At 64.9% G+C, this 14,244-nt stretch carries 12 protein-coding genes; 5 read left to right on the plus strand and 7 right to left on the minus strand.

Annotated elements, in window-relative coordinates; translation table 11 throughout:
* Nucleotides 1-105: 105 nt before the first annotated feature.
* Nucleotides 106-972 carry a patatin-like phospholipase family protein gene (locus AAAU26_RS04610; RefSeq protein WP_227619033.1) on the minus strand — a complete coding sequence of 289 codons (867 nt, stop codon included), beginning with the start codon at nt 970-972 and terminating at the stop codon, nt 106-108.
* A gap of 291 nt (nt 973-1,263) precedes the next feature.
* Here AAAU26_RS04610 and AAAU26_RS04615 point away from each other — a divergent pair, with 291 nt between their 5' ends.
* Nucleotides 1,264-1,857 (plus strand): xanthine phosphoribosyltransferase, encoded by a 594-nt coding sequence (locus AAAU26_RS04615; protein WP_015563641.1) that lies wholly within the window; start codon nt 1,264-1,266, stop codon nt 1,855-1,857.
* A 53-nt stretch (nt 1,858-1,910) separates the two neighbouring features.
* On the opposite strand, the gene AAAU26_RS04620 is transcribed toward AAAU26_RS04615, so the two are convergent.
* Complete coding sequence (locus tag AAAU26_RS04620; RefSeq protein ID WP_227619034.1) at nt 1,911-3,803, minus strand: peptidoglycan D,D-transpeptidase FtsI family protein; 1,893 nt, start codon at nt 3,801-3,803, stop codon at nt 1,911-1,913.
* A 92-nt stretch (nt 3,804-3,895) separates the two neighbouring features.
* On the opposite strand from AAAU26_RS04620, the gene AAAU26_RS04625 reads away from it, so the two are divergent.
* The 4 genes from AAAU26_RS04625 to AAAU26_RS04640 all read left to right on the plus strand — a co-directional run bounded on the left by AAAU26_RS04625 (nt 3,896) and on the right by AAAU26_RS04640 (nt 8,613).
* Nucleotides 3,896-5,011, plus strand: a complete 1,116-nt coding sequence (locus AAAU26_RS04625) for an FtsW/RodA/SpoVE family cell cycle protein (RefSeq protein ID WP_227619035.1) — start codon at nt 3,896-3,898, stop codon at nt 5,009-5,011.
* A gap of 406 nt (nt 5,012-5,417) precedes the next feature.
* Nucleotides 5,418-6,764 carry a UDP-N-acetylglucosamine 1-carboxyvinyltransferase gene (locus tag AAAU26_RS04630; protein WP_227619036.1) on the plus strand — a complete coding sequence of 449 codons (1,347 nt, stop codon included), beginning with the start codon at nt 5,418-5,420 and terminating at the stop codon, nt 6,762-6,764.
* A gap of 88 nt (nt 6,765-6,852) precedes the next feature.
* Nucleotides 6,853-8,025, plus strand: coding sequence for a cell division protein FtsZ (gene ftsZ / locus AAAU26_RS04635; protein ID WP_158396686.1), 1,173 nt, complete (start codon nt 6,853-6,855; stop codon nt 8,023-8,025).
* 51 nt (nt 8,026-8,076) lie between these two features.
* Entirely contained in the window at nt 8,077-8,613 is a 537-nt protein-coding gene (locus AAAU26_RS04640) for a hypothetical protein (RefSeq protein WP_227619037.1), read from the plus strand.
* Nucleotides 8,614-8,658: 45 nt separating this feature from the next.
* Here AAAU26_RS04640 and AAAU26_RS04645 read toward each other — a convergent pair whose 3' ends face one another.
* The 5 genes from AAAU26_RS04645 to AAAU26_RS04665 form a co-directional block, all read right to left on the minus strand.
* A complete protein-coding gene (locus AAAU26_RS04645; RefSeq protein ID WP_158402346.1) occupies nt 8,659-9,234 on the minus strand; it encodes an HD domain-containing protein in 576 nt (191 codons plus the stop codon).
* A 1-nt stretch (nt 9,235) separates the two neighbouring features.
* Nucleotides 9,236-9,457 (minus strand): YdbC family protein, encoded by a 222-nt coding sequence (locus tag AAAU26_RS04650; RefSeq protein ID WP_015563648.1) that lies wholly within the window; start codon nt 9,455-9,457, stop codon nt 9,236-9,238.
* Nucleotides 9,458-9,558: 101 nt separating this feature from the next.
* Nucleotides 9,559-10,005: a hypothetical protein gene (locus tag AAAU26_RS04655; RefSeq protein ID WP_227619038.1), complete on the minus strand. Its 447-nt coding sequence runs from the start codon at nt 10,003-10,005 to the stop codon at nt 9,559-9,561.
* A 182-nt stretch (nt 10,006-10,187) separates the two neighbouring features.
* Nucleotides 10,188-13,001: an AAA family ATPase gene (locus AAAU26_RS04660; RefSeq protein ID WP_227619039.1), complete on the minus strand. Its 2,814-nt coding sequence runs from the start codon at nt 12,999-13,001 to the stop codon at nt 10,188-10,190.
* The gene (locus AAAU26_RS04665; RefSeq protein WP_227619040.1) at nt 12,998-14,137 is read right to left on the minus strand and encodes an exonuclease SbcCD subunit D; all 1,140 of its coding nucleotides are present in this window, start codon (nt 14,135-14,137) and stop codon (nt 12,998-13,000) included. Before AAAU26_RS04665 ends, AAAU26_RS04660 begins: the two co-directional genes overlap by 4 nt.
* Nucleotides 14,138-14,244 lie beyond the last annotated feature (107 nt).

The raw sequence follows: 14,244 nt of genomic DNA on the forward strand, positions 1-14,244 counted from the left end.
CCTCTGGCGAAGAGGAGAAGCTTTACGGAATGCCAAAGCCTCCCCTCGTTAGGAGCAACAACGACGACCGCCGCCAGTGGCACGGCGTCAGCCGTGATGGAGAGGTTATTCCTCCGTCTCCTTCACATCGTTCAGGAACGCCTCTATCTTATCGATCTGGTTCTCCGCCACGGCGCGGCCCGTCTCGTAGACCCGGCGCAGCTGGGCGGGGTCGCGCTCCATAGCGCCGATCTCCAGCGGGATGGGCGGGCGGATGACATAGTCCTTGCCCGATGCCTCCTGCATGGCGATGTAGGAGAGGGTCTCGTTGTACCGCTCGTGACGGTCGGCCACCGCTGCCACGAAGGCCGGATAGCGCAGATACCGCGCACGGATGGCGGGCAGCAGGGGGTTTTTCTTTTTCACGAAGCCCTTGGGCTGGGTCAGGATGATGAGGTTCCGCTTGTAACCCAGGCTCTCGAAGAAGCGGACGGGGATGGAGTCGGCCACGCCGCCGTCCAGCAGGGAGTAGTGGCCGATCCTGACGGCCTTCGCCGCCAGCGGCATGGACGCCGAGGCCTCCATCCAGCGCACGTCTTCGGCGTCGCCGCTGCGGCACTTGTGGTAGATCGGGTCGCCGGTATGCAGGTCGGTGCAGACGACAAAGAAGTCCATGGGCGAAGCGCGGAAGGCCTCTTCATCAAAGGGGTCCAGCTTTTCCGGCACCTCGTGGTAGCAGAAATCCTCGCTGTAGAGGTTGCCGGTGCGCAGCAGATTGCGGAAGCTGGCGTAGCGCTTGTCGTTGCAATATTCGGTGTTGTAGCGGATGACACGGCCGATCTGGTGCGACTTGAAGTTGCAGCCGAACACCGCGCCCGCCGACACGCCGATGGTGCCATCGGTGGTGAGGCCGTGCTCCATCAGGACATCCAGAACGCCTGCGGTGAACATCCCCCGCATGGCACCGCCCTCTAATACTAACCCTGTCTTCATATACTGACTCCTTTTCCCGGTGCGGCCCTCGTCGGCCGCAGCAAGCCGTTTCCGGTTGCTACCAGTATACTCGATTTTGCGCAGAAAACAAGAGACAACTGCACAAATCGCCCGCCCTGAGACACAGACCGTACCACAAAAGTCGTACTTATAATCGAAAGGGCTGAAAAAACCGGAGAGAACGAGTCAAATTTGGGCAGAAAAAGCCTTGCCAACCGGGAAAGTATCCGGTATACTGATATGAAATATTGACCGTTTTGTGACAGGAAAATTGGGAGGAAGAGACGAACTATGAAAATGCTGGAAGATCGCATCCGCAAAGACGGCATCGTCCGTGAGGGCAACGTGCTCAAGGTGGACAGCTTCATCAACCATCAGATGGACATTCCGCTGTTCCGCGAGATGGCAAAGGAGTGGAAGCGCCTGTTCGATGGCAAGCCCATCAACAAGGTGCTCACCATCGAGGCCAGCGGCATCGGCATCGCGGCTGTGGTGGCCAGCGAGTTCAACGTGCCGGTGGTGTTCGCCAAAAAGTCCATGAGCATCAACCTGGACTACGACAACTACGAGACGAAGATCCAGTCCTTCACCCACAAGAAAATTTATAATGTCATCGTCTCCAAGAAGTTCCTCACCCCCGAGGACCACGTTCTCATCATCGACGACTTCCTGGCCAACGGCTGCGCCCTGCTGGGTCTGCTGGAGCTGACCGAGAAGGCTGGTGCCACCGTCGAGGGCATCGGCATCGCCGTCGAGAAGGGCTTCCAGCAGGGCGGCGACCTCATCCGCAGCAAGGGCATCCAGCTGGAGAGCCTCGCTATCGTCGAGTCCATGGACAGCGCCACCGGCGAGATCGTGTTCCGCGACCAGCCGCAGCAGAGCTGAAAAATATCGACCTTCCAAGACCGCCGTCCAGCGGTCTTTTCTTTTGCCCATTTTTACGCCCCGTCGAAGCTGTCACCGTCCTCGGGAAGGTCGGCGGAAGTCTCAGCGTCGGAAGCAGGCGTATCCGGGACAGCGGCGCGGGGGATACCCTTGTACACCAGCGTCTGCTCGAGGACCTCGGCGCAGACCGGGGCCGAGAGGCTGCCGCCCGCTGTCGTCCAGCTGTGGGGCTCGTCGAGGCAGACGAGACACAAAAACTGGGGGTCGTCGATGGGAGCCACGGCCACAAAGCTGGCGATGCGGGCCTTCTCGTCGGCGCTGTCCAGCTTCTGGCTGGTGCCGCTCTTGCCGCCTACCCGGTAGCCCGCGATCTGGGCGTTCCGGCCGCCGCCGTAGAGGACGACGGCTTCCATCATCTCCCGCATGGTGCGGGAGGTCTCCTCTTTCAGCACCTGCCGCTTGCAGACGGGGGAGAGGTGGTCGATGACTTCGCCCTCCGGGCCGAGGATGTCCGAGACGACGTAGGGCTGCATCAGCCGCCCGCCGTTGACCACGGCGCAGACCGCCGACGCCATCTCGAGGTAGGAAATCTTGCTGCTCTGCCCGAAGGCGCAGGACGCCAGCTCCACCGGCCCCATCCGGTCGGCGGTGTAGTAGAGGCTCTTTTTCGGTTCGGCGGGCAGGTCGATGCCGGTGGGCGCGCGGAGGCCGAAGGCCGCAAAGTAGTCGCAGAACGCCTCCTTGCCCAGCCTTGCGCCGATTTGGATGAAGCTCTGGTTGCAGGAGTTCTCAAGGGCCTGAGTGACGGTCTGCGCGCCGTGGCGCTTGTGGTTGGCGCAGTGGAAGCGGGTGCCGGCCACCGAGATGCTCTCGCCGCAGTAGAAGCTGGAATTTTTGCTCACAGCCCCGGTGTCCAGCGCCGCCGCGCAGGTGATGAGCTTGAAGACGCTGCCCGGCTCGTAGAGGTCGCTGACGGCCTTGTTCCGCCACTGGGTCTGCTGGGCCAGCTGCAATGCCGCCGCCCGCTCGTCGCCGGAAAGCCCCTCTACGGCCTCCCGGGCGGCCTTGTCGGCCAGCACACGGGGCTGGTTGGGGTCGTAGGCGGGGGTGGTGGACATGGCCAGCACGGCCCCGGTGTTCACGTCCATGACGATGCCCACGGCACGGGCTGCGACGTGGTGTTCCTTTACCGCGTAGCCCAGCGCGTTCTCGAGGTAGTGCTGGATGTTGGCGTCGATGGTGAGCCGCAGGCCGTCCCCCTCGGTGGGGAAACGCTCGGTCTCATAGCTCTGCTCGAGGGTGTAGCCCCAGGCGTTCACCGCCGTGAGGACGACGCCGTTTTCGCCGGTGAGCAGGTCGTCATACTTCAGTTCGAGGCCCGAGACGCCCGCGTTGTCCACATTGGTGAACCCCAGCACCGAGGCCAGAAACTCCCCCTGCGGGTACCAGCGCTTCGAGTCCTGATCGATACGGATGCCGGTGATGCCGTTTGCCTCGCAGAAGTCCCGCACGGCGTCGGCCATGGCCCGGTCTACCCGGTAGCGCAGGAGGCAGTCGTTGGAGTGGCGGTCGCTGAATTTCTCGAGAAGCTTCCCTTCGTCCAGCTCCAGGATCTCCGCCAGCCCCTTGGCCGCGAGGGCGAGTTTATCTTCCGGCATCTCCCGGGGCGAGGCCCGGAGGGTCCAGCAGCTGCTGTTGGCCGCCAGAAGGACGCCGTCGGCGCTATAAATACGGCCCCGGTCGGCGGGGACGACGGTGTCCCGCAGCTGCTGGCCCAGAGCGCGGTCGGTGTACCAGCCGCCGCCCAGCACCTGCAAAAATAAAAGCCGCACCGCCAGCCCGCAGCAGACCAGACAGAACACCCCCGCCACCAGCCTTGCCCGGGCGCGGAACGCCCGTTCCGGCAGGGTGCGCAGGGCGTCGGCGGGTTTTGGCGATTCGGACATGAGACAGCACCTCCCTTCCTGCAATCATATGCGCGAGACCCCGTGACTAGCCGTCCGCCCCGGTGCGTACACTAAAGGGAAGGGGGGAGAGGATGAAGAAGAGGATCCTGCGTCCGCTGCCCGGCATGGACCTGCCGTTTCTGATACTTGTGCTCACGCTGGTGGGCTTCGGGCTGGTGATGCTGGCCAGCGCGTCCAGCGCCGTGGCGCTCTACCGGCGGGGCGACGCCTGGGCCTATCTGCGGCCTCAGCTGCTCTACGCGGCGCTGGGGCTCTGCGGGATGTGGCTGGCCAGCCGGGTAGATTACCATATCTTCCATAAGCTGGCGTGGCCGCTGCTTGGGCTGTCACTGATATTGCTGGCGGCGGTGCTCTTCATGCCCGAGTACAACGGCTGCAAGCGGTGGCTGGTCATCCCGGGGTTCGGCACCCTGCAGCCCAGCGAGATCGCAAAGTTTGCGGTGGTGCTGGTGTTTTCCCACATCATTGCACTGAATCACGACCGAATGAAGGATTTCAGCGTGGGTGTCCTGCCCTTTGCGCTGGTGCTGGGGGTGGTGGCGGCCCTGATGCTGCTGGAGCCGCACCTGTCCGGCACCGTCCTCATCCTCGGCATCGGCGCGGTGCTGATGTTCGTGGGTGGTACGGGGCTGCGGTGGTTTTTGCTGGCGGGCGCGGGAGGCGTCGGGGCCATTGGTGCGGCGGTGGCCGTCATGCCCGACCTCGTCCCCTACGCCGCCGACCGGCTCCGCTCCTGGCTCGATCCCTTCGCCGACCCACTGGGCGATGGCCACCAGACCATCCAGAGCCTCTATGCCATCGGCTCCGGCGGGGCCACCGGCCTCGGTCTGGGGGAAAGCCGCCAGAAGCATCTTTTCGTCCCCGAGCCTCAGAACGACTTCATTTTCTCCATCGTCTGCGAGGAACTGGGCTTCGTGGGGGCCTGCGCAGTGGTGGGGCTGTTCGTGCTGCTGCTCTGCCGGGGCATCACCATCGCAGCCCATGCGCCCGACCGGTTCGGGGCACTGCTGGTGGTGGGATTCGTGGTGCAGGTGGCCCTGCAGGCGGTGCTGAACGTGGCTGTCGTTACCAACACCATCCCCAACACCGGCATCTCGCTGCCCTTTTTCTCCTCCGGCGGCACCAGCCTCATGATGCTGCTGGGGGAGATGGGGGTGGTGCTGGGGGTATCACGTGGGGAGATGTAGAGGAAAGGCGCTGCTCTGTACAACCTCTCAGTCTCACTTCGTTCGACAGCTCCCCTAGTAGGGGAGCCTCTGGCGAAGAGGCAAAGCGCTACGGAATGCCAAAGCCTCCCCTAGTAGGGGAGCCTCTGGCGAAGAGGCAAAGCGCTACGGAATGCCAAAGCCTCCCCTACTAGGGGAGGTGGCACGGCGAAGCCGTGACAGAGAGGCTGTACGAAGGAAGGTCTGACCGTAAGCAAAAAGCCTCTCCCTTTGGGAGAGGTGTCTGCGCAGCAGACGGAGAGGGCAAGGTTGCTGCCGGGCAGCACGCCCAGATAGACTCACAAACACATTCACAAACTCAAATCGTGACATCCGCCCCTGCTTTTGCATATCGTGGGGTATCTTTTGCGGAATGGGGGCAGCGGATATGACACAGCAGAGCGGGCGGATTTGGGTGATGGGCGGACGGCCGCTGAACGGCACAGCGGCAATACCTGCGGCGAAAAACAGCGTACTTCCGCTCCTTGCGGCGGCGCTTCTCTGCCGGGGACCGGTGCGGCTGCGGGCCGTGCCGAGGCTGTCGGACGTGGAATGCAGCCTCGGGCTGCTGCGGGGCGCGGGGTGCGCCGCCCACTGGCAGGGGGCAGACATTGTGGTGGCCGGGATGCCCTCAAACAGCACCCTTCCGGGAGAAACCGCAGCACAAATGCGGGCCTCCATCCTCTTCTGTGCGCCGCTGCTGGCGCGGCTGGGCCGGGCTGAGACTTCGCTGCCCGGCGGGTGCAATATCGGCGCCCGGCCCATCGACTTACATCTGGAAGGACTGGCCCGGATGGGGGCAAAGGAGCTGGACGCCGGGGCGGGAAAGCTGGTGCTGGCCGCGCCGGGGGGACTCCACGGGACAGACTTCACCCTCCGCTTCCCCAGCGTGGGGGCAACGGAGACATTGCTGCTGGCCGCTGCCTGCGCCCGAGGCACCACCGTCCTGCGGGGCGCGGCGCGGGAGCCGGAGATCTCTGACCTTGCCGACTTCCTGAACCGCTGCGGCGGGCGTATCGAGGGCGCGGGGACTTCGACGATTCACATCGAGGGGCGGCGGGCGCTTTCCGGCTGCGATTTTTCGCCCCTGCCGGACCGCATCTTCGCCTCCACACTGGCCTGCGCCGCCGCTGCTGCCGGAGGGCGGGTGGAGCTCACCGGATGCCCGCCCGCGCTCTATGCGCCGGTGCTGGAAATTCTGGAACAAATGGGCTGCACCGTGGAGCGGGGCGCAGACCGGGCCGAGGTGGCACGTTTCGGGCGGCTGTACGGGGCCGGTCGGGTCTTCACCGGGGTGTACCCGGGGCTCGCCACCGACGCTGCGCCCCTGCTGGCCGCTGCCATGCTCTGTGCCGAGGGGGAGAGCAGCATCGAGGACGTCGTCTTCGAACGGCGGTTCGGCTGCGCGGAGGGCTTCGAGCGGCTGGGCGGGCGGGTAAATCGGTCAGGCCGGGTGCTCTCTGTCGGTCCGCTGCCGGAAAGCGGCCTCCACGGCGCCACCCTCACTGCGCCTGACCTGCGGGGCGGCGCGGCACTGGTGGTGGCGGCTTTGTCGGCACGGGGGAAGAGCCTCGTGGAAGAGACTCGTCATATCGACCGGGGCTATGCCGGCCTGTGCGAAGTTCTGGCCTCTTTAGGGGGACGAATTGGCAGAGAAATGCCGGCCCTTGACGCCGCTGTGAAAAAAATACCATCGAAAAAGCAAATTTATCTTGCATTCGGGGCCAAAAGATGATACGATACTGTTATATAGTAGCAGTAATGTTGAGTTCTATCCTGCGCCAAGGCGCGGTCTACGATAAAATCCGATGGAGGACAATGATATGGCACTCATGCTCGACGAAGAAATGGACGAAAACGTAACGACGATAAAGGTCATCGGCGTGGGCGGCGGCGGCGGCAACGCCGTCAACCGCATGGTCAGCGACGGCCTGCAGGGCGTCGAATTTATCGCAATGAATACCGACCAGCAGGCACTGGCGAAGAACCATGCCGCCACCAAGGTGCAGCTGGGTTCCAAGCTCACCAAGGGCCGCGGCGCAGGTGCTGACCCCGAGATCGGCCAGCGCGCTGCCGAGGAGAGCAAGGACGAGATTGCAAACGCTCTGAAGGGCTCCCAGATGGTCTTTATCACCGCCGGTATGGGCGGCGGCACCGGCACCGGTGCTGCTCCTGTGGTGGCCGAGGTGGCACACGATCTGGGCATCCTGACCGTGGGCATCGTCACCAAGCCCTTCTCTTTTGAGGGCAAGCGGAAGATGGGTCTGGCTGAGCAGGGCATCGCAAATCTGCTGATGCACGTGGACAGCCTCATCGTCATCCCCAACGAGCGCCTGAAGATGATCAGTCAGGAGAAGATCACCCTGATGAACGCCTTCCAGGCCGCTGATAACGTGCTGCGTCAGGGCGTTGAGTCCATCTCCGCCCTGATCAATGTGCCGGCCTTCATCAATCTGGACTTCGCCGATGTGCGCTCCATCATGAAGGACGCCGGCTACGCTCACATGGGCGTCGGCAGCGCCAAGGGCGCCGGCAAGGCTGAGAACGCCGCCAAGGCCGCTATCTCCTCTCCGCTGCTGGAGACCAGCATCGCCGGCGCACACGGCGTCATCATCAACATCACTTCCAGCCCCGACATCGGTCTGGAGGATGTCGAGACTGCCGCCGGCCTCATCACCCAGAGCGCTCATCCCGATGCGAACATCATCTGGGGTACTGCCTTCGACGAGAACCTCTCCGATGAGATGCGCGTTACCGTCGTGGCTACCGGCTTCGACAACAAGGCCGCTGACGGCCTGCGCAGCACGCTGGGTACTGCTGCCGCCGGTACTGCTCCCGGCGTGACGGCTTCTGCTCCGTCCGCTGTCTTCAGTGCCGAGGTCAACACTCCCTCCGTCGCTTCCGGCAATGCTTCTGCCGCCAAGCCCGTGGAAGAGGAGAACAGCGACACCAGCTACTACGACGACCTGCTGGCGATCCTGAACAAGCGTAGATAAGCGCAAGAATAGAGAACCCCTTGCGCAGAAAAAGCGGAAGGAGGCCGTACCGTGGAGCAGCAACAGACGAAGCTGCCGCTGGAGTGGCTGAGCAGCCGCCGGACGCCGGAGCTGCATCGGCTGGAACAGCTCTGCCGGGAGACTGCCCGGGAGCACCGCTGCGCCCAGCGCAGACTGCAGGAGGTGGAAGAGGCGATGGCATCCGAACGGGAGAAGTCATGCCCTGAGGCTCTGCCGGCTGCGTCCGGGCCGACTCAGCTCGAGCAGCTGAGCCGGAAGCTCAACGCGGCCAACGCCGAGCTTCGCCGCTATGAGACACGGATGTTCGCCTATGAGCGCACTATGCTGGCCCTGCGGAAGGAAAACGCCGAGCTGACCGCTCGGTGTGAGGAGCTGCGGAGCGAGCTGGACAAAATATCCACCGCCCCGCTGCGGCTGGATGTTCCGTCCGCACTGCCCACTGTCCCGTTCCCGGAGACGGCAGCACAGACACCGCCTGCTGCGGACCGTCAGTCGAAAACAAAGCTGGAACACCTCGGCGACGAGGTCCTGGCCGAGCTTTCGAAGCTGATGCCGCAGGAAAAGTAAGAGTTAAAAAGACCACCTGTCGAAAGACAGATGGTCTTTTTTGTATCATTCGCCCCGTTGTTCCAGCAGATAGGTCGCCTCGAGGTCGGCGATGTGGAGCTTGACGGCGAGAGGGTACTTCTCGAAGGCCCCCGACAGGGCAAAGCTGCCACCCCGGACGGCGTCGTCGAAGCCGCCCATGTGCCAGCGGATGGCCACGGCCTCTTCCACCTTCAGCTTCATGAACCGCTCGATGAGGAAGACGCTCTTCTCGCCATGGCCGTAAGGAAACATGTCCTCCACGCTGTAGCTGGGGACTTTCTCCCACTGGCCCGTCGCCTCGTTCTTCACGTTGCGGGTGCCTTTTTTGTAGAAGTTGGCCTTGCACAGGTCGTGGAGCAGTGCGCAGATGGCGAAGGTCTCTTCGCTGTCCTCGTCCGGCGTGAAGAAGGTGCCGTGGAGCACGCGGTAGACGTTCAGGCTGTGCGCACACAGTCCGCCATCGCAGGCCCCATGGAAGCGGGTGGACGCCGGCGCGGAGAAGAAGTCCGTCTTGCTGTCCATCCAGTCCAGCAGCTTCTCGCTGCCGGGCCGGGTGACGTGGGTGCGGAATATCTCCAGAAATTCCTCGCGGTCCGTCATCTTACAGCTCCATATCCTCGAGGATGCCCTTCAGGATGGCCAGCTCGTCGTGGCTCAGGGAGATGCCTTTGCCCATGCGGGTGCCGTCCGGGGACCAGTCGCGGATGTCGTACTTGGGTTCGCCTTCGTTCCAGCTGATGAGGTTGAGCTGGCGCTCCCAGCCGCGGGGACGCTCTCCGAGGACTGCGATGCGCTCAACGATCTCGTATTTGATTTCTGCCATAGTGAATTACCTGCCTTTGCTTTGTTTGCTACCATAATAAAAGAAGCGCGCGAAGATTTCAACAGGTAATTGGAAAATAATTTCTGAATTTTACATCTCTTTCAACCGTAAGGCGCTTCTTCGCGCCACTCTACCAGCTGTAAAACGCCGCTCTTGTCTTCGTCGGGCGCAGGTTCGCGGCTGTGAAGATGCTGCTCGGCCCCGAAAAGCCCGCCGCCGTACTGCGTCATTACCCCCGGCGACCGCCCGGCCAGATACTCGGCGGCATTCTTCTGCCGACAGGCCGCAGGGGTGCCGTCGGTCATGGGGATGCCGCAGTCCGGACGGGGCTGCGGGACTTCCGGCGGCGGGAGCTGCACATCCGGGCCGTCCGGCTGCGACGGCGGCTGCTGGGAGCCGCGACCCGGTTTTGGCGGTTCCGTGACGGGCGGCTGACCAGGTCCCACGCCCAAAGGCGGACTGACCATGCTGCTCGTCTCCTCCGGCGGGCCGCTCGGCCCGGGAGCATCCTCAAGCTCATGGCGGATGAAGGGCGTCAGAGATTCCATAAAAAACACCTCCGCACCTAGGGTGTGCGGAGGCGGGGGAGAATATGCGGGGAAAAATTCATGCAATCTTTTCTACGCCTTTTCGACTGTTTTATCAAAAAGGTTGACTTTTTGACCCAAACAAACTGCATTGAGTTGTAGATACCGAAGAAAAATACAAAACAGGAAAGAAAGGAAAGCAGTCACACAATGACCTCCACCGTGCTCCCCCCGCTGCGGGCCTTTTTTACGACCACCTGTTTGTCGATGCGCTCCTTGAGCGCGGCAACGTGGGAGATGATGCCCACGAGGCGGTCGCCCTCGGTGAGGCCGGCGAGAACCCGGATGGCCTGCTCAAGGCTCTCGTCGTCCAGCGAGCCGAAGCCTTCATCGAGGAAGAGGGTGTCCAGCCGGATGCCGCCCGCCGCGCTCTGGACCTCGTCCGAGAGGCCCAGAGCCAGCGCCAGTGAGGCTTTGAAGCTCTCACCGCCCGAGAGGGTCTTGACGCTGCGGCGGGTGCCGTTGTAGTGGTCGATGACGCCGAGGTCGAGGCCGGACTGGCTGCGCTGGTTCTCGGCACCCACCCGCTCCAGCTCGTACTGCCCGGCGGTCATCTGCATAAGGCGGGTGTTGGCGTGGACGAGGATGGCGTCGAGGTAGTTCATCTGGATGTAAGCCTCGAGGCGAATCTTCTGTTTGCTGCTGAGGGTGCCGCCCGCCGTGGAGGCGAGGGCGTTCACCCACTGCCAGCGGCGTTCCAGCTCCGCCCGGGCGGCGGCGTGCTGACGGTAGAGGTCAGCAGCCTTCCGGTTGGGCAGGAGGCGGGCCGTCAGGGCCTTTTCCTGAGCCGCGAGAGCGGTGCGCCGGGCCGTCAGGGCGTCCCGCTGGGATTCGAGGGCGGGCAGGTCGGCGGCTTCGTCCGCCTCCGTCTGCTGGGCCGTCAGGGCCGTGACTGCGGCCTCGGCAGCGGCGTAGTCCTGCCGGGCCCTGGCCAGAGCCGACGCGGCGGCATCCATCCCGGCCCGGAGGGCGCAGCGCTCGTTTTCCAGCCCAGCCAGCGCCCGGCGGGCTTCTTCCCGGTCGGCGGCGGGCAGAGCGGCCCGGGCCTCGGCACACTGGGCCTCCAGAGCCTTGGCGGAGGCAGACTGCCGGGCGGCTTCCTCAGCGGAAGCCCGTGCCTCGGCCTCGAGGGCAGAGCGCTGGGCGGTCTTTTTCTGCCGCTCGTCCTCCTGCCGGGCCTTGGCGGCGAGGGCGGCGGCATTCTGCTTCTGAGCCTTGTCGAGGGCTTCCTGTGCGGCGTGCAGGGCTTCGCTTTCTTCGGCCAGAGCCGTCTTCAGAAGCGAGACAGTCAGCTTCACCGGCCCCTCCGGTGAGGTGAACCGCTCCGGCAGCAGGGCCTCGGCGTCCCGGCGGAGGGTGGCTTTGGCCTCCCGGTCTGCGGCCACGGCCTTGGCGGCGGCCGCACTGGCTTCCTGTGCGGCGCGGTCGGCCTCGTCGGCGGACTGTCTGGCCGCGTCTACCCGGGCCTGAGTGGGGGCTTCGGCGGGCAGAACGGCCCGCTTCGGGTGATGGGTGCTGCCGCAGACGGGGCAGGGGGTGCCGTCCGTCAGCCCTTCGGCCAGCAGGCCCGCCTGCGCGTTGAGAAAGGCCCGCTCGAGGTGGTCGCGGAGGGCGTGGGCGCGCTCCTTTGCGCCGTCGGCGAGAAGATAACGCTCTTGCGCCTGCCGTGAGGCCTGCCCCCGGCGCTGCCCCTCGGCGAGGCTCTGGGCCAGCTGCGCGAGGGCCGTTTCCCGCCGGGTCAGCTGTTCGGCCCGGGCCTCAAGGCTCACGTTCTCGGCCTCCGCGCCCCCAAGGGCGGCGAGGCTCTGCTCCAAAGCGGTCAGTTCTCCGTCCAGCTGCCCGAGGGCGGCGCGGCGCTTTTCAGCTCTGGCGTTCTCGAGGGCGGCGGCGTCCCGGGCGGCAGAAAGCTTCTTTTCGAGGCTGTCCAGCCCGTCGAAGGCCGCGAGGTTGGATTTTGCCCGCTCGAGCTTTCCGGCCAGAGCGTCCAGCGCGGCGGAATCCCCGGCGTGGCGGGCCGCTTCGGCCTCGGCGGCGTCCAGAACGGGCCGCAGAGCGTCCTGCCGGGCCTGCGCGGCGGTCAGCTCGAGGCGGAGCTTCTCGGCCTGTTCGGCCCGGCCCAGCGTCTGCTGGAGCTTGTCCAGCTTTGCCTCGGCCTCAGTCCGGGCGGCGGTGGCGGCGCTCAGCGCCTGCTCCTGCCCGGCCAGCAGGGCGTCCAGAAGGGGCAGCACCGCTTCCGGCGACGCCTGCCCGCCCGCCTCGCAGAGGGGGGCCAGCTCGTCCAGAACGGCTTCGTCGGCGTCCCCTTCGGCCCAGCTCAGGCCGGAGAGCAGCTGCCCGATGCGGACGCTCTGCTCTTCCCGCTGGCGGGTGAGGGCGGCGTTCTCGGCCTGCAGCCGCTCCTGGAGACGCTGGTAGGGCTGGGTGCGGAACAGCTTGCGGAAGATCTTGCTCCGCTCCTCGGTGGAAGCGTTGAGCAGCCGGGTGAACTGCCCCTGAGCGATCATGGCGATTTGGGAGAACTGGTTGTAATCCAGCCCGATGATGTCCACCACGGCGGCGGTGACGTCCTTAGCCCGGGTGACGGGCGGGCGGCCGTCGGCGTAGGTGAGGCAGGCGTCGGCCTTTTCGGTAGTGAAGCCCTCGCCCCGGGCTTTCGGGCGGAGGTATTCGGGATTGCGGCGGACGGTGCAGCGCTGCCCCCGCACCTCAAATTCCAGCTCCACGAAGGTGGGGGTGCCGGGCTCGGCGTACTTGCTGCGGAGCATGGCCCCTTCCCGGACGCCGCCGCTGGAATGGTCGTAGAGGGCGTAGGTGATGGCGTCGAAGAGGGTGGTCTTGCCCGCGCCGGTGTCGCCGGTGACGAGGTAGAGCCCGCCTCTGCCCAGCTGGGCGAGGTCCAGAACGGTCTCGGCGGCATAAGGCCCGAAGGCCGACAGGGTCAGTTTCAGGGGCCTCATGCTTCGTCCTCCTTCCAGATGTCCTCGATGAGCGATTGGCAGAACGCCGCCTGTTCGTCGGAGAGGGGCTGGCCGTTCTGGGCCTCGTAAAAGGCCGCAAAATGCTCGAGGGGCGTCTTGCTCTCGGCCCGGGCAGCGGCGTCGGGCGTCTCAGCGGCCCGGGTGCGGCGGTTGTCGTAGTCCAGCCGCATGAGGTTCGGGTAGATGACCCGCAGCCGGGCCAGCGCGTCGGGAACGTCCTGCTCGTCGGTGAGGGTGATGTGAAGGTAGTCGTCCGTCGGCGTGCCGTCGTAGGCCCGGCGGTCGGTGAGCTCCATGTAACTGCCCCGCAGCTCCCGCAGGTCGTGCCGGGGGGTGAGAGGCGCGGCCTCGAAGCGGACGCTGCCCTTTTCGCCCAGGGTGACGAAGAGAGCGGCTTTGTGCTGAAGGGCCTCGGAGAAGGAATATTTGAGGGGACTGCCTGCGTAGCGGACGGTGTCCCGTCCCACCTTCTGGGGACTGTGGAGGTGGCCCAGAGCCACATAGTCGAAGCCCTCGAAGAGGGAGACGTCGATGCTGTCCACCCCGCCCACGCTGGGCTCTTCGCTCTCGCAGACCGCAGCCCCGGCCACGAACTGGTGGGCCACCAGCACGTTCCGGCGGGCGGGGTCGGGTGCGCAGGCGTTCAGCACGCAGCCGATGGCGTCGTTGTAGCTTTCGATCTTCTCGTTCGGGAAGACGTGCCGCACGGCGGCGGGCTTCAAAAAGGGCAGGAGCCAGATGTCCACCGGGCCGTATTCGTCCGTCAGGGTGATGGGCGCGGGCGGTGCGGCAAAGACCGGGCTGACGTACACCCGGCTCCCCGCCAGAAGCTGTGCGCCGAAGGCGATGCGGTCTGCCGAGTCGTGGTTGCCGCTGACGGCAAAAACGGGCAGTCCCCGCGCCGCAAGCTCGGTGAGGAACCAGTCCAGCAGCCGCACCGCCTCGGCGGGCGGCACGGGCTTGTCGTAGAGGTCGCCTGCCAGCAGAACGCCGTCTACGGGCCGGGCGTCCAGCAGGGAGAGGACCTGCTCTAAAATGTATCGCTGGTCGTCCAGCATGGAGAATTCGCAGACCCGCTTGCCCAGATGCAGGTCGGAGAGGTGAAGGAAACGCATGGGGACACCGCCTTTCGTTGGGATGATTTTATTATAGGAGAGTTGGGGGCGTTTGTCGAGGGGGCAACGGCGACGACCGCCGCCAGTGGCGGAAACAGGGAGGAGCT

The organism is Faecalibacterium longum (assembly GCF_040094125.1).
GTDB classification, from domain to species: domain Bacteria; phylum Bacillota; class Clostridia; order Oscillospirales; family Ruminococcaceae; genus Faecalibacterium; species Faecalibacterium longum.

What these genes read in the sequence shown, in the direction of transcription:
- AAAU26_RS04610 (WP_227619033.1), bottom strand. Translation starts at nt 972, where the DNA reads ATGAAGACAGGGTTAGTATTAGAGGGCGGTGCCATGCGGGGGATGTTC.
- AAAU26_RS04615 (WP_015563641.1), top strand. Translation starts at nt 1,264, where the DNA reads ATGAAAATGCTGGAAGATCGCATCCGCAAAGACGGCATCGTCCGTGAG.
- AAAU26_RS04620 (WP_227619034.1), bottom strand. Translation starts at nt 3,803, where the DNA reads ATGTCCGAATCGCCAAAACCCGCCGACGCCCTGCGCACCCTGCCGGAA.
- AAAU26_RS04625 (WP_227619035.1), top strand. Translation starts at nt 3,896, where the DNA reads ATGAAGAAGAGGATCCTGCGTCCGCTGCCCGGCATGGACCTGCCGTTT.
- AAAU26_RS04630 (WP_227619036.1), top strand. Translation starts at nt 5,418, where the DNA reads ATGACACAGCAGAGCGGGCGGATTTGGGTGATGGGCGGACGGCCGCTG.
- ftsZ (WP_158396686.1), top strand. Translation starts at nt 6,853, where the DNA reads ATGGCACTCATGCTCGACGAAGAAATGGACGAAAACGTAACGACGATA.
- AAAU26_RS04645 (WP_158402346.1), bottom strand. Translation starts at nt 9,234, where the DNA reads ATGACGGACCGCGAGGAATTTCTGGAGATATTCCGCACCCACGTCACC.
- AAAU26_RS04650 (WP_015563648.1), bottom strand. Translation starts at nt 9,457, where the DNA reads ATGGCAGAAATCAAATACGAGATCGTTGAGCGCATCGCAGTCCTCGGA.
- AAAU26_RS04655 (WP_227619038.1), bottom strand. Translation starts at nt 10,005, where the DNA reads ATGGAATCTCTGACGCCCTTCATCCGCCATGAGCTTGAGGATGCTCCC.
- AAAU26_RS04660 (WP_227619039.1), bottom strand. Translation starts at nt 13,001, where the DNA reads ATGAGGCCCCTGAAACTGACCCTGTCGGCCTTCGGGCCTTATGCCGCC.
- AAAU26_RS04665 (WP_227619040.1), bottom strand. Translation starts at nt 14,137, where the DNA reads ATGCGTTTCCTTCACCTCTCCGACCTGCATCTGGGCAAGCGGGTCTGC.